Source organism: Stutzerimonas stutzeri (genome assembly GCF_002909485.1).
Classification (GTDB): domain Bacteria; phylum Pseudomonadota; class Gammaproteobacteria; order Pseudomonadales; family Pseudomonadaceae; genus Stutzerimonas; species Stutzerimonas stutzeri_AH.
On the sequence record NZ_PPXG01000003.1, the window covers coordinates 531,979 to 555,006 of the forward strand.

The window sequence follows — 23,028 nt, forward strand, 5'->3', positions numbered from 1 at the left end:
GCTTCTGTCAAGGCTGTTATCTAATGTGGATAAACATAATTAATCCGTAAGTTGCGGATAAAGATAGGAAATCGGTCGTGCTAGGGCTCCTCACTAAGAAAGCGAACACGCTGCTTGGGATCGATATCAGTTCGACCTCAGTCAAGCTCATCGAATTAAGTCGATCGGGTAGTCGGTACCGCGTCGAGGCTTATGCTGTCGAGCCGCTTCCGCCAAACGCCGTTGTCGAAAAGAACATTGCAGAGCTCGAAGGGGTTGGGCAGGCATTGCAGCGCGTTGTTGCCAAGGCCAAAACGGGCTGCAAGTCGGCTGTCGTTGCGGTTTCCGGGTCGGCCGTTATCACCAAGACGATCGAGATGGATGCCGGGTTGTCCGACGAAGAGCTCGAAAACCAGCTGAAGATCGAGGCGGATCAATACATCCCCTACCCGCTGGAAGAGGTGGCGATCGACTTCGAGGTTCAGGGGCCTGCACCCCGCGCTCCGGGTCGGGTCGAAGTCCTGCTTGCGGCGTGCCGCAAGGAAAACGTCGAAATCCGCGAGGCCGCTCTGGCCTTGGCCGGGCTGACCGCCAAGGTGGTCGATGTCGAAGCTTATGCGCTTGAGCGCTCTTTTGGGCTGCTTGCCCCGCAGTTGGGCGCAGCGCATGACGAGTTAACCGTGGCGGTTGTGGATATTGGCGCGACCATGACCACCTTAAGCGTCTTGCATAACGGTCGCACCATCTACACCCGTGAGCAGTTGTTCGGGGGTCGCCAGCTGACTGAGGAGATCCAGCGACGTTACGGTCTCTCCCAAGAGGAAGCTGGCCTTGCCAAGAAGCAGGGTGGGCTTCCAGATGACTACGACAGTGAGGTTCTGCTTCCGTTCAAAGAGGCTGTTGTCCAGCAGGTCTCGCGCTCCTTGCAGTTCTTCTTTGCTGCCGGACAGTTTCATGATGTTGATTGCATTCTGCTTGCGGGCGGCACTGCGTCGATCCCCGGCCTCGATGACATGATCCAACAGAAAATAGGCACTCAAACTCTAGTTGCAAACCCTTTTGCCGATATGGCTTTGAGTAGCAAGGTCAACGCAGGGGCGCTGGCCAGCGATGCGCCGGCATTAATGATTGCGTGCGGCTTGGCGATGAGGAGCTTCGACTGATGGCGCAGATCAATCTACTCCCATGGCGTGAGCAGCTGCGTGAAGAGCGCAAGCAGCGTTTTCTGGCCTCTCTGGTAGGGGTGCTTATCGTGGCGGCCGGTTTGGTATTTCTCGGTGATCGCTATTTTCAGGGCGCAATAGAACAGCAAAACGCTCGAAACGAATTCGTGAAAAAAGAAATAGCGGTTCTGGATGCGCGCATAAAAGAGATCAAGGAGCTGAGGGAGCGTCGGCAGCAGCTACTGGAGCGAATGAAAATTATCCAGGATCTCCAGGGTAATCGACCGATTATCGGGCGCGTGTTCGATCAATTGGTGCGGACCTTGCCGGACGGTGTTTATTTCACGGCGCTGAAGATGACCGGGAAGAATATCGCAATCGTGGGGGCTGCCGAGTCGAATAATCGGGTTTCCAATCTCATGCGTAACCTCGATGGATCGGAGTGGCTCGAATCTCCCAATCTGAACGAGGTTAAGGCGGTAACTGCCGGTGCTGTTGATCAGGAGAACGTGTTCCAGCTGACAGTGCAGCAGACCCAGCCAGCGGTCTCTACGGAAGGAGTGAAGCCATGAGTCTGGGCGAGTCGCTAGAAAGTCTGCGTAAAGTTGATTTTGCCGAACTGGATCTGAATAACCTGGGGTCTTGGCCGGCGCCGGTCAAGTTTATAACCGGCGTGCTTCTGCTCTCAGTGGTGCTCGGGCTTGGTTATTACTTTCATTTACAGGATTTGCAGCTGCAGTTGGAACAGCAGCGTGCGCAGGAAGTGACGCTAAAACAGCAGTTCTCGACCAAGGCATTTCAGGCTGCGAATCTCGAAGCCTATAAAGAGCAAATGGCTGAAATGGAAACATCATTCGGCGCTTTGTTGCGGCAATTGCCAAGTGATACCGAGGTGCCTGGGCTTCTAGAGGATATAACACGCACAGGTTTGGGTAGCGGCTTGGAGTTTGAAGAGATCAAGTTGCAGCCTGAGGTGGCTCAGCAGTTCTATATCGAGCTGCCGATCAATATAAAGGTTGTTGGTGGATATCACGATCTCGCGACCTTTGTAAGCGGCGTTTCGAGCCTTCCACGTATCGTGACTTTGCATGATTTCGATATAAAGCCCGATAAGAATCAAGCGACATCAAAATTACGGATGAGTATTGTCGCCAAGACTTATCGCTACAACGACAAGGGGCTGCAGAAATGAGGAGGGGGCGACTCACTGCGCTGGGATTGAGCCTGGCGGTGCTAACCGGTTGCGGTGGCAACTCGGACTTCAGCGATCTGCAGCGGTATTTGGATGATGTAAGGGCTAAGCCAAAGGGGACGATTGAGCCGCTGCCGGCGTTCATACCTTATGAGGCATTTACCTACAGCGCGGCCGCTTTGCGCCATCCGTTTCAGCCGCCGGTGAAGCTTGATCTGGCACAGCGGCAGAAAGGCAACAAGGACGTTCAGCCTGACGAGGCTCGGGTCAAGCAGTTCCTTGAAGGGTTCAACATCGAGAATTTCACCATGGTTGGCACACTGACCAACGGTGGCGGTCGGTACGCTTTGATCATGGGGGGCGATGGGGTTCATCGAGTCAAGATCGGTGACTATCTGGGCCGCAACCACGGTCGCATCGTCGAGATAAGCGATGCGGGTGTAGATGTGTTGGAGATCGTTCCTGATGGAGAGGGTGGGTGGCTTGAGCGCCCGCGCAGTCTGACCTTGAAAGAGCGCACCTAGCGCGGGGCAAAAGCATGGAAAACCTTTACCGGTCTGCACAACGGAAGCAATTTATGAACAGTATCCTTTCACGCTTGGGCGTTTCCCTGCTGGCGGCGTTTATATCGCCAGCTCTGTTGGCGGCCAAGCTAAACGCGCTTGATGTGGCGGCTCTTCCCGGTGATCGCGTCGAGCTCAAGTTGGCATTCGATGAGCCTGTAGCGTCGCCGCGTGGTTATACGCTGGACCAGCCGGCGCGCATTGCTCTTGATCTGCCCGGCGTCTCCAACAATTTGGGCACAAAGAATCGTGAGCTGGGGGTGGGTAACGCCCGGAGTGTGACGGTCGTGGAAGCCCAGGGTCGTACTCGTCTTATCGTCAATCTGACGTCTCTTGTGCCGTACTCTACTCGAGTGGATGGCAATAACCTCTTTGTGGTCCTCGGTGAAAATGGGGGCGCTAACAAGCCTGCCGCTGTCTCTACGGCACCAGTCGCACCCATTGCTGCGCCCGCACCTGTAAAGGCGGCGGCAGTTGGTAAGGCGATCGATAATATCGATTTTCGTCGTGGCGAAGATGGCGCTGGAAACGTTGTGATTACTCTTTCCGATTCCTCCATAAGTTCGACTATCGAGGAGCAAGGCGGCAAGATTCGCGTTCTGTTCGATAAAACCCAGTTGCCCGAATCGCTGCGCGTTCGATTGGACGTGCAGGATTTTGCTACGCCTGTAAGATTTGTGGATTCTTCCGCCCAGGCAGGCGGCGTAAGCATCGCCATCGAGCCGACCGGTCGGTATGACTACCTGGCCTATCAGACTGACAACAAGCTGACCATCAGCGTCAAGCCTCTTACTGAAGATGAAGCCGAGAAGCGTAAGACTGAGCGGTTCGCCTACTCCGGCGAGAAGCTGTCGCTGAACTTTCAGGACATCGACGTACGTTCGGTGCTACAGCTGATCGCCGACTTCACTGATCTGAACCTAGTGGCAAGTGACACAGTCAGCGGCAATATAACCCTGCGTCTGCAGAACGTGCCATGGGATCAGGCTCTGGATCTGGTGCTCAAGACCAAAGGCTTGGACAAGCGCCAGGTGGGCAACGTATTGCTGGTTGCTCCCGCGGAAGAGATTGCGGCTCGTGAGCGCCAGGAATTGGAATCCCAGCGCCAGATAGCTGAGCTTGCTCCGCTGCGCCGCGAAGTCGTGCAGGTCAATTACGCCAAAGCGGCTGATATTGCTCGGCTATTCCAGTCGGTTACCAATACTCAAGGGCAGACAGACGAACGCGGCTCAATGGCGGTCGATGATCGGACCAACAACATCATCGCGTACCAGACTCAAGAGCGCTTGGACGAGCTGCGACGTATTGTTGCTCAGTTGGATATTCCGGTGCGGCAGGTCATGATTGAGGCTCGCATCGTCGAGGCAAACGTCGATTACGACAAGGCGCTGGGTGTGCGTTGGGGTGGAACTCAGCTTTTCGCAAACGGGCGAGGGGCTGTGTATGGCAGTGACGACTTCGGAGACGAGGGAGGAAAAAGCGGTAGTGAAAGCAATGGTAATTTCCCATTCGTCGATATGGGCGTGACGAATCGTACTGCTGGCATAGGCATCGGTTACATCACTGACAACCTGATTCTCGATCTCGAGCTCTCCGCAATGGAGAAGTCCGGCAATGGCGAAGTGGTCTCCCAGCCGAAAGTCATGACGGCCGACAAGGAAACGGCGAAGATTCTGAAAGGCTCGGAAATTCCCTATCAAGAGGCAAGCTCCAGTGGTGCCACTTCGACAACCTTCGTTGAAGCGGCGCTCTCCCTTGAGGTAACGCCACAAATCACTCCCGATAATCGCATCATCATGGAGGTGAAGGTCACCAAGGATGAGCCGGATTTCGCAAATGACGTGAATGGAACTCCGACGATTCGGAAAAACGAGGTCAATGCAAAGATCCTCGTTAATGATGGTGAGACGGTTGTGATTGGTGGTGTCTTCTCCAACACACAAAGTCGCTCGGTCGATAAAGTTCCTTTCCTCGGTGATCTGCCTTATCTTGGACGCATGTTCCGTCGGGATGTCGTGGCGGACTCGAAGTCTGAGCTCCTGATATTTTTGACCCCAAAAATTCTTAATCACCAGGCAGTCGCCGTGAGTCGCTGATTCGTTGAACAACACCATCCTCGTAGGCCCGATGGGAGCTGGAAAAAGCACCATCGGGCGTTTGCTTGCCAAAGAGCTCCGTCTGCCGTTCAGAGACTCCGATAAGGAGATTGAGCAGCGGACCGGGGCAAGTATCCCTTTGATTTTCGATGTGGAGGGTGAGGCAGGCTTTCGCGAGCGGGAGCGCGCTGTGATCGCGGATCTTTGTCAGCTTGAGGGTGTAGTGCTAGCAACCGGCGGAGGTGCGGTGTTGCGCGATGATAATCGTGAGGCGCTTCGCTCCGGAGGGCGTGTTGTCTATCTTTGTACATCGGTCGATCAGCAGCTTGAACGCACCTCTCGGGACAGAAATAGGCCGCTGTTGCAGGCAAATGATCCTCGTAGCGTGCTGGCCGGTCTTATGGCGATTCGCGATCCCCTGTACCGCTCGATAGCGGACATCATTATCGAAACCGACGAGCGTCCCCCACGGCTGGTGGTGATGGAAATTCTCGATCGGCTCGCATCATTACCGCCCCGTGAAAGCCGGGATGAATCTGCGCTATCCTAGGCCCCTTTGTTATCGGGGGCCCCATGCAGATTCTTCAGGTCGATCTCGGTGAGCGTAGTTATCCCATCCATATCGGCGAGCGGTCGATTGATTGCGCCGAGCTTTTTAGTGACAAGATCCGTGGGCGGCAAGTAGCCATTGTCACCAATGACACGGTTGCACCGCTCTACCTCGATCGTCTGATGCAGACCCTTTCCGATTACACCGTCACGCCGGTGATCCTGCCCGACGGTGAAGGATTCAAGAACTGGCAGACTCTCCAACTCATTTTCGACGCCTTGCTCGGCGCTCGCCATGATCGCCACACGACTATTATCGCGCTCGGCGGCGGCGTTATCGGCGATATGGCCGGCTATGCCGCTGCCAGCTATCAGCGTGGGGTCGACTTCATCCAGGTGCCCACTACGCTGCTGTCGCAGGTGGACTCCTCGGTTGGTGGCAAGACGGGCATCAATCATCCGTTAGGCAAGAACATGATTGGCGCGTTCTATCAGCCTCGTGCGGTCGTTATCGATACCACTACGCTGAAGACTTTGCCGCCTCGTGAGTTGTCCGCAGGCCTGGCCGAGGTAATCAAGTACGGGCTTATCTGCGATGAGCCATTTCTTGGCTGGCTCGAGGCGAACATCGACCGTCTCCGGGCGCTCGATTCGGCTGCGCTGACCGAGGCGATCAATCGTTCCTGTGCCGCGAAAGCCAAAGTTGTGAATGCCGATGAGCGCGAGTCTGGCGTGCGCGCGATTCTCAACCTGGGTCACACATTCGGCCACGCGATTGAGACCCATATGGGCTATGGCGTTTGGCTGCATGGTGAGGCAGTGGCTGCTGGAACCGTGATGGCGCTGGAGATGTCTTGTCAGCTGGGTTGGATCAAACGGACGGAGCGTGACCGGGCTATTAGATTATTGCGGCGGGCGGCACTTCCCGTCGTGCCGCCTGAGGAAATGCAGCCGCACGACTTTCTCGAGCACATGGCCGTCGATAAGAAAGTTCTGGACGGCCGGCTACGCTTGGTGCTGCTACGGCAGATAGGCGAGGCGGTTGTGACCGGAGACTTTCCTCGAGACGTGCTCGAAACAACCTTGAGCGCCAATTACGGCGCAATGACGGAACATCTGGGAGCTTAAGAAAATTTCCATGACCAGTTTGTCTGCGGACGACGCGTTTTTGAACCACTATGGCTTCAGCCATGATCCTTTCGCCGCTCGCGTTCCGGGCTTCAAGTTCTTTCCCGCGCAGCGCAAGCCAGTGCTCGGACAGCTGCATCATCTGGCTCGCTATAGCCAGTTGCTGCTGTTGGTGACCGGGCCGGAAGGCAGCGGCAAAACCTTACTTCGTCAGGCGCTGGTGGCCAGCAGCAACAAGCAGTCGGTTCAGAGTGTGGTGATTACGCCGCACGCGACTACCGATGCCAGCGCATTGCTCGCTCAGATCGCTCAGGCGCTGAACAGTCCTGGCGCTGACTTCGAAGGCGTAATGGGGCAGGTCATCCAGCTGGCGCTGACCGGCCAGGAGGTCTACCTGCTGGTCGATGACGCCGAGCAACTCACCGGCGCTGCGGTAGAAACCTTGTTACGCCTCGCGGCGGGCACCCCAGAAGCTCGCCCTCATGTCTTCCTGTTCGGTGAGCCAGCCCTGGCTGCTCGAATCGAAGCCTTGAGCGAGGGGGAGGAGCGCTATCACGCTATCGCGCTACAACCCTATGAAGAGGACGAAACCCGTGAGTACCTGGCGCAGCGCCTAGAGGGTGCCGGCGCTGGCATTGAATGTTTGAGTGATGAGCAGATCGCACATATCCATGAGCAATCGGGTGGATGGCCAGGTGCGATTAATGCTGTTGCTCGGGATGAGCTGCTGTCCGCTATGCAAAACAGTCGCGGCCGCGCAAAAGCCATTGGAATTGCTCTGCCAAAGAAACATCTGCTGGCTGCATTGGGCGTGCTCGCGGTTATCGCGATCGCGATTCTCTTTCTTCGTAGCGGTGATCCTGAACGCTCCAGCACCGCTGAAGTGACCCGTCTGCCACTTGAAAGCTCGTCGGCAGACGGCGAGGTCGATCAGGATCAGCAGACCGCCATCCAGTTCGATGCTGAGGGGCGTTCCTCATCTCTTCCCCTTGGTCGCGACGCACAGCCGGTGATCCGCGAGCCGCTGGCTGCTGCAGCAGGTGGCGAGGATGAGGGCGATGCGATGCGCTCCGAAGATAATGCGCCTACAGTACCTGCACCTGCACCTGCACCTGCACCTGCACCTGCACCTCCCGCGCAGATTCCTGAACGAGCGCCGGCGACGCCGCCGGTTGTGACTACACCTGCTCCCGCTCCGAAACCTGCGCCGCCCGCAGTGCGACCGAATGTCGCTGATCCGGCGCCGGCAACTACTGCGGTGCCTTCGACTTCAGGCAATAGCGCGTGGTATGCCAGCCAGCCAGCAGGCAATTACCTGATTCAGATTTTAGGTACACGTGTCGAGAAGAACGCTCAGGCAGTAGTTCAGCAGCATGGCGGTAGCTATCGCTATTTCGCAAAGGTGCATGAGGGCAAGCCGCTCTACGTCGTCACGTACGGCAATTTTGCCAATCGCGCCGCTGCGGTAGCCGCTGTCAAATCTCTGCCCGCTTCGCTGCAGGCTGGTAAGCCTTGGGTGCGGAGTTTTTCCAGTGTGCAACAGGAAATGACGCAGTCTCGTTAAAAAATGCCCTAAAAAAGTGCGTTACGCACCTTTTTGGGGCTTGCAAAAATAAATTGTGTCGCTCTAGCTGGCTTTGTAAACTGCTCCCCCTTTTGCCCACGTGAATGACGGGGTGATCCTGTTCCCGTCAATAAGGGGTTGATTTACAACGAATTTAGCTGGTGGAGTGCCTATGAGAGCAGGTCTTTTTCGTCCTGAAGAGTTCAAGGATAACTGCGGCTTCGGTCTGATTGCCCACATGCAGGGCGAAGCTAGCCATCACCTGCTAAAGACTGCCATTCAGTCCCTGACCTGCATGACTCACCGTGGCGGCATCAACGCCGATGGTAAAACGGGTGACGGCTGCGGTCTGCTGATGCAGAAGCCCGATGGCTTCCTGCGGGCCAAGGCGCTGGAGCATTTCAACGCTGAGCTGCCGGCGCAGTACGCCGTCGGCATGATTTTTCTCGATCCGGATACCAGCAAGGCGGATCACGCCCGCGCTCGTCTGAGCGAAGAAATCGTCTCGCAAGGTCTGACTCTGGTCGGCTGGCGCGAAGTTCCGGTCGATACCAGCGTGTTGGGTCAACTGGCCTTGGAACGCTTGCCGCGAATCGAGCAAGTGTTCGTCTCCGGTGACGGGATGGACGACCGCGAGTTCGGCATCAAGCTGTTCTTCGCACGCCGCCGTGCCGAGGTTGCGCTTGCTGACGACAGCGCCTTCTACGTCTGCAGCCTCTCCGACAAGGACATCATCTATAAGGGCCTGATGATGCCCGCCGATCTGGCGCAGTTCTATCCCGACCTGGGTGATGAGCGTCTTGCGACCGCAATCTGCGTGTTCCACCAGCGTTTCTCCACCAACACCATGCCGCAATGGCGTCTGGCCCAGCCGTTCCGTTTTCTCGCGCACAACGGTGAGATCAACACCATCACCGGCAACCGCAACTGGGCGCAGGCGCGCCGCCTGAAATTCGCCAACGAGCTGCTGCCTGACCTTGAAAGCCTGTCGCCGCTGATCAACCGCACCGGCTCGGACTCCTCCAGCATGGACAACATGCTTGAGCTCTTGGTCACCGGCGGAATGGATCTGTTCCGCGGGCTGCGCATGATCATTCCGCCGGCTTGGCAGAACGTTGAAACCATGGACCCCGATCTGCGGGCGTTCTACGAATTCAACTCCATGCATATGGAGCCCTGGGATGGCCCGGCTGGCGTGGTGTTGACCGATGGTCGCCACGCTGTCTGCCTGCTAGACCGCAACGGCCTGCGTCCTGCCCGTTGGGTGACCACCAAGAATGGTTACATCACGCTCGCTTCCGAAGTCGGCGTATGGGATTACAAGCCCGAGGATGTCCTGGCCAAGGGCCGTGTGGGCCCAGGGCAGATCCTTGCCGTCGACACGCACACTGGCAAGGTGCTGCACACCGATGACATCGACAACCATCTGAAGGCCCAGCAGCCCTACAAGAAGTGGCTGCGCCAGAATGCGCTGCGTATCCAGTCGACGTTGGACGACAACGATCACGGTTCGGCCTTCTACGATGCCGACCAGCTCAAGCAGTACATGAAAATGTACCAGGTCACTTTCGAGGAGCGTGACCAGGTGCTGCGCCCGCTGGCCGAGCAGGGCCAGGAAGCAGTCGGCTCGATGGGCGACGACACGCCCATGGCTGTACTGTCGCGCCGCGTTCGCTCGCCCTACGATTATTTCCGTCAGCAGTTCGCGCAGGTGACCAACCCGCCGATCGATCCGCTACGCGAAGCCATCGTCATGTCGCTGGAAACCTGTCTGGGTGCCGAGCGCAATGTCTTTGAAGAAACCGCGGAGCACGCCAACCGCGCGATTCTGACCACGCCTGTGATCTCGCCAGCGAAGTGGCGCACGATCATGAATCTGGAGCGTCCGGGTTTCGAGCGTCTGGTCATTGACCTGAACTACGACGAAACCATTGGCCTCGAGTCGGCGATTCGCAACATCGCCGACCAGGCCGAGGAAGCCGTACGTGGTGGAAAAGTGCTGCTGGTCCTCAGTGACCGCCATATCGCCCCAGGCAAGCTGCCGGTGCATGCCTCCTTGGCCGTGGGCGCCGTTCACCACCGTCTGCTCGAGACCGGCCTGCGCTGCAGCTGCAACATCCTGGTGGAGACCGCTACTGCGCGTGACCCGCATCACTTCGCGGTGCTGATCGGCTTCGGCGCGACTGCGGTCTACCCGTTCCTTGCTTTCGAGGTGCTGGGCGATCTGATCCGCACCGGAGAAGTGCTAGGCGACCTGTACGAGGTGTTCAAGCACTATCGCAAGGGCATCTCCAAGGGGTTGATGAAGATCATCTCCAAGATGGGCATCTCGACTATCGCCTCCTACCGCGGCGCACAACTTTTCGAAGCTGTGGGCCTGTCCGATGAAATCGTCGAGCTAAGCTTCCGTGGCGTTGCCAGCCGTATCAAGGGCGCTCGCTTCGAGGATCTGGAGGCCGAACAGAAAGCGCTCGCTGCCGAAGCCTGGAGCAGCCGCAAGCCGATCCAGCAGGGCGGTCTGCTGAAGTTCGTCTACGGTGGTGAATACCACGCCTACAACCCGGACGTGGTCAGCGCGTTGCAGATAGCCGTGCAGAGCGGCGACTACAGCCGCTTCAAGGAGTACACCGCGTTGGTCGATCAGCGCCCGGTGGCGATGCTGCGCGACCTGCTCAAGGTCAAGGTGGCTGAGCAACCGCTGGCCCTGGAAGAGGTCGAGCCGCTGGATGCGATCCTCAAGCGCTTCGACTCCGCTGGTATCTCGTTGGGCGCCCTGTCCCCGGAAGCTCACGAAGCCATCGCCGCGGCGATGAATCGCATCGGTGCCCGTTCGAACTCCGGTGAGGGCGGTGAAGACCCAGCCCGCTATGGCACCGAGCGCAGCTCGAAGATCAAGCAGGTCGCGACTGGCCGCTTCGGTGTCACTCCGGAATACCTGGTCAATGCCGAAGTGCTGCAGATCAAGGTCGCCCAGGGTGCCAAACCCGGCGAGGGCGGTCAGCTGCCCGGCGGCAAGGTGAACGGTCTGATCGCGCGGCTGCGTTACGCAGTACCGGGCGTGACGCTGATTTCTCCGCCACCGCACCACGACATCTACTCCATCGAGGATCTGGCACAGCTGATCTTCGACCTCAAGCAGGTCAACCCGCAGGCGCTGGTTTCGGTCAAGCTGGTAGCCGAGCCTGGCGTCGGCACCATTGCAGCTGGTGTGGCCAAGGCCTATGCCGATCTGATCACCATCTCGGGTTACGACGGCGGTACCGGTGCCTCGCCACTGACCTCGATCCGTTACGCCGGCTCGCCTTGGGAGCTCGGTCTGGCCGAAACCCACCAGACGCTGCGCGGCAACGATTTGCGTGGCAAGGTCAGGGTGCAGACCGATGGCGGTCTGAAAACCGGTCTGGACGTCATCAAGGCCGCAATCCTAGGCGCCGAGAGCTTCGGCTTCGGTACCGCGCCGATGATCGCGCTGGGTTGCAAGTACCTGCGTATTTGCCATCTGAACAACTGCGCCACTGGCGTCGCCACTCAAAATGAGCAGCTGCGCAAGGATCACTTCATCGGCACCGTCGACATGGTGGTCAACTTCTTCCAGTTCGTCGCCGAAGAAACCCGCGAGTGGCTGGCTAAGCTGGGCGTACGCAGCCTGGAAGAACTGATCGGCCGTACCGATCTGCTCGAATTGCTGCCAGGCGAAACGGCCAAGCAAAACAATCTGGACCTTTCGCCGCTGCTTGGTGGCAGCAACATCCCGGCCGACAAGCCGCAGTTCTGCCAAGTTGAAAAGAACCCGCCGTTCGATCAGGGGCTGCTGGCCGAAGAGATGGTCAAGCTGGCCAAAGGTGCCATCGATACCAAGAGCGGCGGCGAGTTCGAGCTGGAAATCTGTAACTGTGACCGTTCCATCGGTGCCCGTGTGTCCGGCGAGATCGCTCGCCAGCATGGCAACCAGGGTATGGCCGGTGCGCCGATCACCTTCCGCTTCAAGGGTACTGCTGGCCAGAGCTTCGGTGTCTGGAACGCCGGCGGCCTCAACCTGTATTTGGAAGGCGACGCTAACGATTACGTCGGCAAGGGCATGACAGGTGGCAAGCTTGTCGTTACGCCGCCACAGGGTGCTGCGTACCGCTCGCAAGACTCGGCAATCATCGGTAACACCTGTCTGTACGGCGCCACTGGCGGCAAGCTGTTTGCTGCTGGTACTGCAGGCGAGCGTTTCGCGGTACGTAACTCCGGCGCCCATGCGGTGGTCGAGGGCACTGGCGACCATTGCTGCGAGTACATGACTGGTGGCTTCGTTTGCGTTCTCGGCAAGACCGGGCACAACTTCGGATCGGGCATGACCGGTGGTTTCGCCTATGTGCTGGACATGGATAACAGCTTCATCGACCGTGTGAACAATGAGCTGGTCAACCTGCAGCGCATCACCGGCGAGGCAATGGAAGCCTATCGCAGCCATCTGCAAGGCGTCCTGCGTGAATACGTTGCTGAAACCGCGAGTGAGTGGGGGGCTGAACTGCTGGATAATCTCGACGATTACCTGCGTCGTTTCTGGCTGGTCAAGCCCAAGGCGGCCAACCTGGCCTCGCTGCTGTCGAGTACCCGGGCCAACCCGCAATAACAATAAGCTGCTTCAGGCAGCGGTCCCAGCCACGGCAGGGGCCGCTGCTTACCCTGATTGTCTTGCTGCCGTATGTATTGCCTACGGCTGCTGTTGAGAGGTTTTGAAATGACTGAACGTCTGAATAACGACTTCCAGTTCATCGAGGTCGGGCGCAAGGATCCGAAGAAGAAGCTGTTGCGCCAGCGCAAGAAGGAATTCGTCGAGATCTACGAACCCTTCAAGCCGCAGCAAGCTTGCGAGCAGGCCCACCGCTGCCTGGGTTGCGGCAACCCGTACTGCGAGTGGAAATGCCCGGTTCACAACTACATCCCCAACTGGCTCAAGCTGGTTTCCGAGGGCAACATCCTCGCCGCCGCTGAGCTGGCGCATCAGACCAACACGCTGCCGGAAGTCTGCGGCCGCGTCTGTCCGCAGGATCGTCTTTGCGAAGGTGCCTGCACCCTGAACGATGGTTTTGGCGCGGTGACCATCGGGTCGGTGGAGAAGTACATCGCCGATACCGCTTTCGCCATGGGTTGGCGCCCGGATATGTCCAAGGTCAAGCCGACCGGCAAGAAGGTCGCGATCATCGGTGCCGGCCCTGCGGGCCTGGGTTGTGCCGATATCCTCGTGCGCAACGGCGTGACCCCGGTGGTGTTCGACAAGAACCCCGAGATCGGCGGCCTGCTGACCTTTGGTATCCCCGAATTCAAGCTGGAAAAGACCGTACTCAGCCGCCGTCGCGAAATCTTCGGTGGCATGGGCATCGAGTTCCGTCTGAACACCGAGGTGGGCAAGGACATCACCATCGACCAGCTGCTGGCCGAATACGATGCCGTGTTCATGGGCATGGGCACATATACCTACATGAAGGGCGGCTTCCCCGGTGAGGATCTGCCGGGCGTGTACGACGCGCTGGATTTCCTCATCGCCAACGTCAACCGCAACCTCGGCTTCGAGAAGTCCGCTGAAGACTTTATCGACATGAAGGGCAAGAAGGTCGTGGTACTTGGCGGCGGCGATACCGCGATGGACTGCAACCGCACTTCCATTCGTCAGGGCGCCAAGAGCGTGACCTGCGCCTACCGTCGTGACGCGGCGAACATGCCGGGTTCACGCCGCGAAGTGAAGAACGCCAAGGAGGAGGGCGTGAAGTTCCTCTTCAACCGTCAGCCCATCGCCATCGTCGGTGAAGGCAAGGTCGAGGGCGTCAAGGTGGTGGAGACCCGTCTCGGCGCGCCGGACGCCCGCGGTCGCCGCAGCCCCGAGCCGATCCCCGGCTCCGAGCAGGTATTGCCGGCTGATGCCGTGGTCATCGCCTTCGGTTTCCGGCCGAGCCCTGCGCCGTGGTTCGAAGCCCAGAGCATCCAGATCGACAACCAGGGCCGTGTGGTGGCGCCGGAGGTTGGCCAGTTCAAGCACCAGACCAGCAACCCGAAGATCTTCGCCGGCGGCGACATGGTCCGCGGGTCCGATCTAGTGGTGACGGCGATCTTCGAAGGCCGTCAGGCTGCCGAGGGCATCATGGATTACCTGGGCGTCTGATCTGAGTTGCCGGGCGCCGTCGCGCGGCCGAAAGTAGCCTGATTTGAATCAAGCCCATCGCTAAATGGCACGGCGCTCGCCGTGCCTTTTTTTTTCCGCTTTGCGACAATGCACGGCACTTTTACGCTGGAATCCTGCCATGACCGCCTTGAAGAACGACCGCTTCCTTCGTGCCCTGCTCAAGCAGCCTGTCGATGTCACCCCGGTGTGGATGATGCGCCAAGCCGGCCGCTATCTGCCCGAGTACCGGGCCAGCCGCGCCAAGGCCGGTGACTTCATGAGTCTGTGCATGAATCCCGAGCTCGCCTGCGAGGTGACCTTGCAGCCACTGGAGCGTTATCCGCTGGATGCTGCGATCCTGTTCTCCGACATCCTCACCGTGCCGGACGCCATGGGCCTGGGTCTGTATTTTGAGACCGGTGAGGGGCCGCGCTTCAAGAAAGTAGTGAGCACCATTGCGGACATCGAGGCGCTACCGATCCCCGACCCAGAGAAAGACTTGGGGTATGTGATGGATGCGGTGCGCACTATCCGCCGCGAACTCAATGGGCGCGTGCCGCTGATCGGTTTTTCCGGCAGTCCCTGGACGCTGGCCACCTATATGGTCGAGGGCGGCTCGTCGAAAGACTTCCGCAAGTCCAAGGCGATGCTCTACGAGAACCCGCAGGCGATGCACGCGCTGCTGGACAAGCTGGCGCAGTCGGTCACAAGCTACCTCAACGGCCAGATCCTCGCTGGCGCCCAGGCCGTGCAGATCTTCGATTCCTGGGGCGGCAGCCTGTCGGCGGCGGCGTATCAGGAGTTCTCCCTGGCCTACATGCGCAAGATTGTCGATGGCTTGATTCGCGAACATGACGGCCGTCGTGTGCCGGTCATCATGTTCACCAAGGGCGGCGGTCTCTGGCTGGAGTCGATGGCCGAGGTGGGCGTCGAAGCACTTGGTCTGGATTGGACCTGCGACATCGGCGAGGCGCGTCGTCGCGTTGGCGACAAGGTTGCCCTGCAGGGCAACATGGACCCGAGCGTGCTTTATGCCAAGCCCGATGCCATCCGCGCCGAGGTTGCGCGCATTCTTGCCAGTTTTGGTCATGGCGACGGCCACGTATTCAACCTGGGCCATGGCATCACACCAGAAGTCGACCCGGCCCACGCCGGCGCCTTCATCGAGTCGGTGCACGAACTGTCGGCGCAGTATCACGGCTGATTCGCGGTACGTAGTTATAACCAGCGCCCCGCTTTGCGGGGCGTTGTGCTTTTTGGGGTCAATGTGCGGTCTGTGGCTCGGGCAAGGCTGGCAGGCGCGCAAGGTGCAGGGCCACGGCCAGCGATATCAGCAATAGCGATGCGATGAACAATCCGACTCCATCCCAGCCGGCGGCATGCCAGAAGACACCGCCCAGTGTCCCGGCGATGCTGGAACCCAGGTAATAGCTGAACAGATACAGCGACGAGGCCTGGCCGCGAGCCTGCCTGGCGCGGCGTCCGATCCAGCTGCTGGCGACCGAGTGTGCGCCGAAGAAGCCGAAGGTGAACAGCAGCATGCCCAGCAGCACCATAGGCAGCTGGTCGAACAGGGTCAGGCCGACCCCGGCGAGCATCAGCGAAATCACCACCCAGAACACCCGACGGCGACCGAATCGATCGGCCAGCGCACCGACCTGCGCCGAACTGTAGATGCCTGACAGATACACCACCGCCAGCAGTCCGACCATGGTCTGACTCAGCTGAAAGGGCGAGGCGATGAGGCGATAGCCGATGTAGTTGTAGAGGGTGACGAAACTGCCCATGAGGAGAAATCCCTGCAGGAACAGCCAGGGCAGGCCGGCATCACGAAAATGCATGCCATAGCCCTGCACCAGTCCTCGAGGGCGCAGCGGGCGTGGGTTGAAATGCCGTGAATCAGGCAGGAATCGCCAGAGCAACAGCGCGGCCAGCAGCGCCAGGCCGCCCATCACCCCGAGTACGCTGTGCCAGGAAACGTAGTCGACCAAAACGCCGCTCAGCAGGCGCCCGCTCATGCCACCAATTGCGTTACCGCCGATGTAAAGCCCCATCGCCAAGCCGAGATGTTGCGGGTGTATTTCCTCGCTGAGGTAGGTCATCGCAACAGCCGCCAGCCCGCTCAGCGCCAGGCCGACAAGCGCGCGCATCAACAGCACGCCATGCCAGCTGGGCGCCAGCGCGCTGCCCAGGGTGAACAGAGCTGCAGCCAGCAAGGATGCGACCATTACCGGTTTGCGGCCTATGGCGTCGGAAATCGGCCCGGTTATCAGTAGGCCGACCGCCAGGGTGATGGTCGAAAGCGAAAGGATCAGGCTGCTTTCTGCCGCATTTATGCCAAAGGCGTGCGACAGCATGGGCATCATCGGCTGTACGCAGTAAAGCAAGGCGAAAGTGGCGAAGCCTGCGGCGAACAATGCCAGCGCCGTACGTGTAAAGCGCGGAGTGCCTTTTTCGGTGTAGAGGAGTGGCGCGGGACTGTCTTTCGTATCTGCCGGCGCGCCTGCGGCGCACTGCGTGCTGTTCAAGATCATGGCCTCTAGGGAATACATTTTTCCGACCAAACGTCGCTCCGTAACGCCTGCATTCATCGATTGAAAAGCGGGCGAGGGCGCATTTGATTGGGTTTATGAGGGGAATGATAGGGAGCTTTATTTGAGCTATCCAATATATTATTCGACCCTATTGATATGTTTTACGAATCGTTCGGAGGGCTCGTGGAGCTGCGTCATCTACGCTATTTCGTCGCCGTGGCCGAAGAGCTGCACTTCGGTCGCGCTGCCGAGTTGCTGCGCATCTCGCAACCACCGTTGAGCCAGCAGATCCAGGCGCTGGAGCAGGAGTTGGGGGTGCGCTTGTTTGATCGCTCCAATCGACGGGTGTCGCTGACCGATGCGGGGCGGCTGTTTCTCGACGAAACGCGACGCACGCTGGCCCAGGTGGACAAGTCCATCGATGTGGTGCGGCGCGCCGAGCAGGGCGAGATCGGCGAGCTTCAGGTCGGCTTCACCTCGTCGGCGCCGTTCACCTCGATTTTGCCCCGAGCGATCCTGGCGTTCCGTCAGGCGTTTCCGGCCGTGCACCTCGCGCTGCAGGAAATGACCAGCAAGCAGGTGATCGACGCCGTGCAGGATGAAACACTGCAGGTCGGAATGATTCGTCCCTTCGCCTTGCCGCCTGGGCTGCAGACGGTGGAACTGTTCAGCGAGCCGCTGGTGGCGTTGATGCATGCCGGGCATCCGCTTGCCGAGGCGGGGGAGGAAGGCCTGGCGCTGGCGGAACTGGCCGAGGAACCTTTCGTGTTCTTTCCCCGCAGTTACGGTACCGGGCTCTACGACCAGCTGCTCAACCTGGCACGGCAGGCCGGGTTCAGTCCGCGGATTGCGCAGGAGGCAAACGAGGCGCTGACCATCATTGGGCTGGTTGCTGCAGGGCTGGGCGTTTCGGTGCTGCCGGCATCCTTTCGCCGTATCCGCATCGACGGGGTGAGGTTCCGCACGTTGTCGGACAAGGACGCCACCACGGCCGTTTGGCTGGTCAAGCGCCGCCAGGAGCAGTCACCCCTGGCGCAAGCGTTCATGGATCTGGTCACGCGTGAAGCATTGAGTCAGCGTTAGCGCTGCAACCGTAACGATGGTTCAGGGCTGCTTGTGATGGGCGGGCGTTTCACCCTTCTCCTGCTTGTGGACACGGGTCACGCGAATATCGGTGATGCCCATGACTTCGGCTTGCTCCAGCAGTTGGGCTTCGTCGGCATCGGCCTTTGGCATTACCAGGCTGTTCTCGGCGTCGCCGTTGTGCAGCTGGATGAGATAGCGCGCGGCTTCGCCTTGGGACAGGCTGTCGCCATCGGCGTCGTAAGTGACAGCGCGGGGGTCGTTCTGGCAGATGTAGTTGATTTCGAAAGTATGCGAGGACTTGCCAAACATGAGGGGCTCCGGTCGAGTGGTCACTGATATTCAGTGGACTCGACGGCCTCGCCAATCGTTCCAGCGCACGCGCTGCGAGGGCAGACGGACGGTCGGTGTCCTGGGCGTTACGCCGACCGGCCGCGAGGCCTACTTGACGTTGGCCAAGTCGCCCTTGAGCGCGACACCGGCCATGATGGCGCCGGCATGGCATTCGTACTTCTGGCTGTCCTTGTACTCGACGTGCTTGTAGTTGCTGGCGATGTTCACCACAGCATTGGCGCCAGCGGCCTTGGCAGTCTGCTGCATTGCGATCAGCGCCGATTGCAGTGCCCAGCTGCAGGCACCCTCGTCGGTCTTGTTGAAGGCGTTGGTCTTCTTGCTGGTGGTGACACCGTTGCGTAGGACCTTGGCGCTGGCTGGCGTCTTTCCTGCCAGGTAGAACTTCACGCTGCCGTCCAGGCGTCCTGCCTGGGTCGCCTCAGCCACGACAGCGTCGAATGGCAGGTAGTGAGTGGTATCGCGGGCTTGGCTGATACCAGGTACTGCCAGAAGCGCCAATGCAGCGCCGATCCATGCGGTTGTCTTCATCTGTTTTTTCCTAGCGTTGTTGTTGGGGAAAGCCCTCAGGCCCAGCGGCGAAAGATCAGCGAAGTATTGATCCCGCCAAAGGCGAAATTGTTGTTCATCACGTACTCGTGTTGCATGGCGCGCGCCGAACCTTGCAGGTAGTCGAGCTCGCCACAGCGCGGATCGATGGTGTCCAGATTCAGCGTGTGGATGTAGCGGTCGCGGTTGAGCATTTCGATGCTGAACCAGGACTCCAGCGCACCGCACGCTCCCAGCGTGTGGCCGAGGAACGACTTTTGCGAGCTGATCGGCATGCTGCTGCCAAACAGCGCCTGGGTGGCATGGGTTTCAGCGATGTCGCCCTGTTCCGTGGCCGTGCCGTGGCCATTGACGTAGCCGATGGCAGTCGGTGCGAGCCCTGCATCTTCCAAGGCCAGCTCCATGGCCCGGCGCATGGTCACCTGTTCGGGCTTGGTAGCGTGCTGGCCGTCTGCATTGCTGCCGAAGCCGACCAGCTCGGCATGAATCTTCGCCCCACGCGCCAGGGCATGCTCCAGCTCCTCGAGCACCAGCATGCCGGCGCCTTCGCCGATCACCAGGCCGTCCCGGTCGCTGTCATAGGGACGTGGTGAGGTATGCGGTGCGTCGTTCTTGAGGCTGGTGGCGTAGAGCGCATCGAAAACCATTGCCTCGGTAGCGCACAGCTCCTCGGCCCCGCCGGCGAGCATCAGCGGCAAGCGTCCGAACTTGATCGCCTCGTAGGCATAGCCGATGCCCTGGCTGCCACTGGTACAGGCGCTGGACGTGGGGATTACCCGGCCGGTAAGGCCGAAGAAGATGCTGATGTTGGCCGCAGTGGTGTGCGGCATCATGCGGATATAGGAGTTGGCATTGAGCCCATCGGCCACCGAGTTCAGCAGCATATTGCCGAACGCCTTGATTTCTTCGGTGCTGCCGGTGGAGGAGCCGCAAGCGACGCCCATGCGACCATCGCGGATCGACGGGTCGTCCAGTAAACCGGCGTCTGCCAGTGCCCGTTCCGCAGCCAGCACAGACAGCCGTGACACGCGCCCCATGCTGCGCAGTTGTTTGCGAGTCCAGTGCGCCGGCACGACGAAGTCATCCACGGGACCGGCCAGGCGGGTGTTCAGCTCGGTGAAACGGTCCCACTCATGCATACGGCGGATGCCGCTGCGGTTGGCGCTGAAATTGGCTTCGATGCTCGCCCAGTCGCTGCCCAGGGACGTGATACCGGCCATGCCGGTAACGACCACGCGTCTGCCATTCATCAGCACAGCCCTCCGTTGACGGCGATGACCTGCCGAGTGATGTACGCCGCCTCGGCGGACATCAGGAAATTCACCGCACCGGCTACCTCTTCCGGGGTGCCCATGCGCTGTGCCGGAATCATCTTCAGCATCTCTTCGATGGGTAGCTCTGCATCGAGCATCTCGGTGTCGATAAGACCAGGCGCGACGCAATTGACGGTGATCCTGCGCTTGCCCAGTTCAACCGCGAGAGCCTTGGCCGCACCCATGACGCCCGCTTTGGATGCACTGTAGTTGACCTGGCCACGATTGCCGATCAGACCGGAGACCGAGGTGATGCAGACGATGCGTCCCGGTTGGCGCCGGCGGATCATCGGCATGGTCAAGGGCTGCAGCACGTTGTAGAAACCGTCCAGGTTGGTGCGCAGCACCTGGTCCCAGTCATCGTCGGTCAGCGCCGGGAAGGCGCCGTCACGGGTCAGACCTGCATTGCAGACCACGCCGTAGTAGGCGCCGTGGACTTCGACATCGGCCTCCAGCTCACGCCGGCAGGCGGCGCGATCGGCGATATCGAATTGCAGAATGCGTGCGGCGCGGCCCATAGCCTGAATCTCGGCCTGGACCGCCTCGGCTTGGTCGCGGCGCGAACGGCAGTGCAGCACGATGTCGTAGCCGGCCTGGGCCAGGCGCAGTGCGATGGCGCGACCTATGCCGCGACTGGAGCCGGTGACGAGGACGGTTTCACTCATGGGGCAGACTCTTGTAGGTAGCTCGCTACTTCGGGCGGGCGGAACACGTTCAGACGCGCCTCGGCGTGGATGCCGGGCCCGTCGAGATGGCATTCGAATACACCCATGCCGTTGTCGTCCTGCAGCGAACGAGTGGCACGGACGCGTAGTTGCGCACCGGCCGGAAAGAATTCGACATTGCATTGATAGTTGCGAGTGCCCAGCAGGAAACCCAGCTCCACCGGTTGGCCGGCCTGGCGCGCATGGCAACCGGCGAAGGCTGCGACGCTCTGCGCCATGATCTCCACGCCGGCCCAGGCCGGCAGGTTGCCGTCGGCGGCGCTGAGCAGTCCGTCGGCACGTACCAGCAGCAGGGTTTCCACGCTGTCGTCATCGAAACGCTCGACGCCGTCGAGCAGGATCATGTCGCCGGCATGGGGCAGCAGCTCGGCGATAGGCCAGTCGATCATGGTGCGTCTCCCAGAATCAGGCTGATGTTGTTGCCGCCGAAGGCGAAGGAATTGCTCATCATTCGTTGCGGGGCCACGGTGTTCATCGGTGTACCCGGCATTACCAGCTGCAGCGTTGGTAACGCCGGGTCGGGCTCGCCATCCCAGCGATGCGGCGGCAGCTGCCGTTTGGTGTTGAACTGCGACAGCGACAACCAGCAGAACGCTGCCTCCAACGCGCCTGCCGCGCCGAGCGTGTGCCCGGTCAGCGGCTTGCTCGAGGAGCAGGCTACGCCATGGGGGAACAGCGCGGCGACGGCGATGCTTTCCATGGCGTCGTTGTGGGTCGTGGCGGTGCCGTGCAGATTCAGATAGTCGATCTGTTCAGCTGTGCAGTCGGCGTTGGCCAGTGCCTGTCGCATGGCGCTCAATGCGCCGAGGCCGCCTGGGTCGGGCGCTGAGATGTGGTGTGCATCGGAACTGGCGCCGCCGCCGAGCAAGGCAATTGCGTTCCCGAGGCTGGCTTCGCCGGTCATAAGAAACAGCGCTGCCGCCTCACCGATGTTGATGCCGTTACGGTTGCGCGAGAACGGATTGCACAGCGTCTCGCTGGTGGCTTCCAGCGAGCTGAAGCCTTGCAGCGTGAGATCGCTCAGGCTGTCGACGCCACCACACAGCACCGCATCGCACAGGCCGGCATCGAGCAGGCGCTTGGCGCTGAGCAGCGCACGGGCGCTGGAGGTGCAGGCCGTGGAGATTGAATAGCAGGGGCCGGCCAGTTGCAGCCATTCGCCGAGGAAGCTCGCCGGTGCCGCCAGTTCCTGATGTGCGTAGTGGTAGCCTGCTGGAAATTCGCCGTCGCGCAACAGCCCGGCGATTCCCCGCGAAGCCTCCTGGATGCCGGTTGTGCTGGTGCCCAGGACCACGCCGACGCGGCTGTGGCCGTAACGGCTGATCGCCTGGCGGATGGCCGTTTCGATCTCCAACGCTGCGGCCAGCAACAGCTGGTTATTTCGTGTGGCGTGGCGCGGGTCATCGTTGGGCAAGCTTGGCAGCGCTGAGCGGACGGCCCCCACCGGCAACTGTCGGCCAACGACCGGCTGCGGATAGGGCCGCATGCCCGAGGTATCGCCGGCGAACAGGTGCGTGGCTACCTCGGCCTTGCCGCTGCCCAGGGCGCAGATCACGCCGAGGGCGTTGAGGTAGGCGGTCATCGATCGCGGCTTCCGGTGGCAGCGGGCAGGGGGGCGACACCATAGGTCAGGCCCGGCGCCACGTCGAGTTCGAAGATCAGCGGTGCTTGATAGCGTACCTGCCAGCGCAGCGTATCGCCTTGACGTAGCTGGCGTTCGCTCGCGTTGCTGCGCCAGCCTTGTCCGTCATACAGCGCAGGCAGTTGGCGGGTTTCGGTCAGGGCGAAGAGCAGGGCCGCGAACAGCTCGCGTGCCTCGGGGTTCGGACGCTGCAGCCCATCGGCGTGCCAGTGCCCGTCGCGCAACTGTTGCCGCGCCAGCGGAATGCCCAGCGGATCGAGCAGTGACCAGCGCAGGGCCGGCCCTTCACGCTGAATCACCAGCAGCCAGTCCGCCGGCTCGCTGCCGTGCCGTAGGACGTGCAGTTGCAGCGGCACATCCAGCGCGGGCGTTTGTGTCGGCAGCGGTGCGCGCGCCGCACAGCCGGCGAGCAGCACGACGGCCAGCCAGACCAGCAGTCGCTTCATGCC

20 protein-coding genes are annotated in these 23,028 nt (G+C 60.2%); 12 read left to right on the top strand and 8 right to left on the bottom strand.

Annotated elements, in window-relative coordinates; all coding sequences use genetic code 11:
• Nucleotides 1-77: 77 nt before the first annotated feature.
• The 11 genes from CXK91_RS09915 to hemE all read left to right on the top strand — a co-directional run bounded on the left by CXK91_RS09915 (nucleotide 78) and on the right by hemE (nucleotide 15,586).
• Complete coding sequence (locus CXK91_RS09915; protein ID WP_103455975.1) at nucleotides 78-1,142, top strand: pilus assembly protein PilM; 1,065 nt, start codon at nucleotides 78-80, stop codon at nucleotides 1,140-1,142.
• Nucleotides 1,142-1,714, top strand: coding sequence for a type 4a pilus biogenesis protein PilN (gene pilN, locus CXK91_RS09920; RefSeq protein ID WP_103455976.1), 573 nt, complete (start codon nucleotides 1,142-1,144; stop codon nucleotides 1,712-1,714). Before CXK91_RS09915 ends, pilN begins: the two co-directional genes overlap by 1 nt.
• On the top strand, nucleotides 1,711-2,334 hold the full coding sequence (gene pilO, locus CXK91_RS09925) for a type 4a pilus biogenesis protein PilO (RefSeq protein ID WP_103455977.1): 624 nt from the start codon (nucleotides 1,711-1,713) through the stop codon (nucleotides 2,332-2,334). Before pilN ends, pilO begins: the two co-directional genes overlap by 4 nt.
• A complete protein-coding gene (gene pilP / locus CXK91_RS09930; RefSeq protein ID WP_103455978.1) occupies nucleotides 2,331-2,858 on the top strand; it encodes a type 4a pilus biogenesis lipoprotein PilP in 528 nt (175 codons plus the stop codon). Before pilO ends, pilP begins: the two co-directional genes overlap by 4 nt.
• A 53-nt stretch (nucleotides 2,859-2,911) precedes the next feature.
• Nucleotides 2,912-4,993, top strand: a complete 2,082-nt coding sequence (gene pilQ / locus CXK91_RS09935) for a type IV pilus secretin PilQ (protein ID WP_103455979.1) — start codon at nucleotides 2,912-2,914, stop codon at nucleotides 4,991-4,993.
• Nucleotides 4,994-4,997: 4 nt separating this feature from the next.
• On the top strand, nucleotides 4,998-5,543 hold the full coding sequence (gene aroK / locus CXK91_RS09940) for a shikimate kinase AroK (RefSeq protein ID WP_103455980.1): 546 nt from the start codon (nucleotides 4,998-5,000) through the stop codon (nucleotides 5,541-5,543).
• Nucleotides 5,544-5,566: 23 nt separating this feature from the next.
• The gene (aroB, locus tag CXK91_RS09945; RefSeq protein WP_103455981.1) at nucleotides 5,567-6,670 is read left to right on the top strand and encodes a 3-dehydroquinate synthase; all 1,104 of its coding nucleotides are present in this window, start codon (nucleotides 5,567-5,569) and stop codon (nucleotides 6,668-6,670) included.
• A 10-nt stretch (nucleotides 6,671-6,680) separates the two neighbouring features.
• Nucleotides 6,681-8,234: an AAA family ATPase gene (locus tag CXK91_RS09950; protein ID WP_103455982.1), complete on the top strand. Its 1,554-nt coding sequence runs from the start codon at nucleotides 6,681-6,683 to the stop codon at nucleotides 8,232-8,234.
• Nucleotides 8,235-8,406: 172 nt separating this feature from the next.
• The gene (gene gltB, locus CXK91_RS09955) at nucleotides 8,407-12,855 is read left to right on the top strand and encodes a glutamate synthase large subunit (RefSeq protein ID WP_103455983.1); all 4,449 of its coding nucleotides are present in this window, start codon (nucleotides 8,407-8,409) and stop codon (nucleotides 12,853-12,855) included.
• A 108-nt stretch (nucleotides 12,856-12,963) separates the two neighbouring features.
• Nucleotides 12,964-14,382 (top strand): FAD-dependent oxidoreductase, encoded by a 1,419-nt coding sequence (locus CXK91_RS09960; protein ID WP_103455984.1) that lies wholly within the window; start codon nucleotides 12,964-12,966, stop codon nucleotides 14,380-14,382.
• 139 nt (nucleotides 14,383-14,521) lie between these two features.
• Nucleotides 14,522-15,586, top strand: coding sequence for a uroporphyrinogen decarboxylase (gene hemE / locus CXK91_RS09965; RefSeq protein WP_103455985.1), 1,065 nt, complete (start codon nucleotides 14,522-14,524; stop codon nucleotides 15,584-15,586).
• 58 nt (nucleotides 15,587-15,644) lie between these two features.
• On the opposite strand, the gene CXK91_RS09970 is transcribed toward hemE, so the two are convergent.
• Complete coding sequence (locus CXK91_RS09970; RefSeq protein ID WP_103456074.1) at nucleotides 15,645-16,910, bottom strand: MFS transporter; 1,266 nt, start codon at nucleotides 16,908-16,910, stop codon at nucleotides 15,645-15,647.
• 189 nt (nucleotides 16,911-17,099) lie between these two features.
• Here CXK91_RS09970 and CXK91_RS09975 point away from each other — a divergent pair, with 189 nt between their 5' ends.
• The gene (locus tag CXK91_RS09975) at nucleotides 17,100-17,999 is read left to right on the top strand and encodes a LysR family transcriptional regulator (protein WP_103456075.1); all 900 of its coding nucleotides are present in this window, start codon (nucleotides 17,100-17,102) and stop codon (nucleotides 17,997-17,999) included.
• Nucleotides 18,000-18,020: 21 nt separating this feature from the next.
• Here CXK91_RS09975 and CXK91_RS09980 read toward each other — a convergent pair whose 3' ends face one another.
• From CXK91_RS09980 to CXK91_RS10010, 7 genes are all read right to left on the bottom strand, one after another.
• Complete coding sequence (locus CXK91_RS09980; protein ID WP_103455986.1) at nucleotides 18,021-18,311, bottom strand: hypothetical protein; 291 nt, start codon at nucleotides 18,309-18,311, stop codon at nucleotides 18,021-18,023.
• Between the two features lie 129 nt (nucleotides 18,312-18,440).
• Nucleotides 18,441-18,881, bottom strand: coding sequence for an excinuclease (locus CXK91_RS09985; protein ID WP_103455987.1), 441 nt, complete (start codon nucleotides 18,879-18,881; stop codon nucleotides 18,441-18,443).
• A gap of 35 nt (nucleotides 18,882-18,916) precedes the next feature.
• Nucleotides 18,917-20,149: a beta-ketoacyl-ACP synthase gene (locus CXK91_RS09990; RefSeq protein ID WP_103455988.1), complete on the bottom strand. Its 1,233-nt coding sequence runs from the start codon at nucleotides 20,147-20,149 to the stop codon at nucleotides 18,917-18,919.
• Nucleotides 20,149-20,877 carry a 3-oxoacyl-ACP reductase FabG gene (gene fabG, locus CXK91_RS09995; protein WP_103455989.1) on the bottom strand — a complete coding sequence of 243 codons (729 nt, stop codon included), beginning with the start codon at nucleotides 20,875-20,877 and terminating at the stop codon, nucleotides 20,149-20,151. The genes CXK91_RS09990 and fabG overlap by 1 nt, the downstream gene beginning before the upstream one ends.
• Entirely contained in the window at nucleotides 20,874-21,326 is a 453-nt protein-coding gene (locus tag CXK91_RS10000) for a hotdog family protein (protein ID WP_103455990.1), read from the bottom strand. Before CXK91_RS10000 ends, fabG begins: the two co-directional genes overlap by 4 nt.
• The gene (locus CXK91_RS10005) at nucleotides 21,323-22,519 is read right to left on the bottom strand and encodes a beta-ketoacyl-[acyl-carrier-protein] synthase family protein (protein ID WP_103455991.1); all 1,197 of its coding nucleotides are present in this window, start codon (nucleotides 22,517-22,519) and stop codon (nucleotides 21,323-21,325) included. Before CXK91_RS10005 ends, CXK91_RS10000 begins: the two co-directional genes overlap by 4 nt.
• Entirely contained in the window at nucleotides 22,516-23,025 is a 510-nt protein-coding gene (locus tag CXK91_RS10010) for a DUF3261 domain-containing protein (RefSeq protein ID WP_103455992.1), read from the bottom strand. Before CXK91_RS10010 ends, CXK91_RS10005 begins: the two co-directional genes overlap by 4 nt.
• Nucleotides 23,026-23,028: the final 3 nt, after the last annotated feature.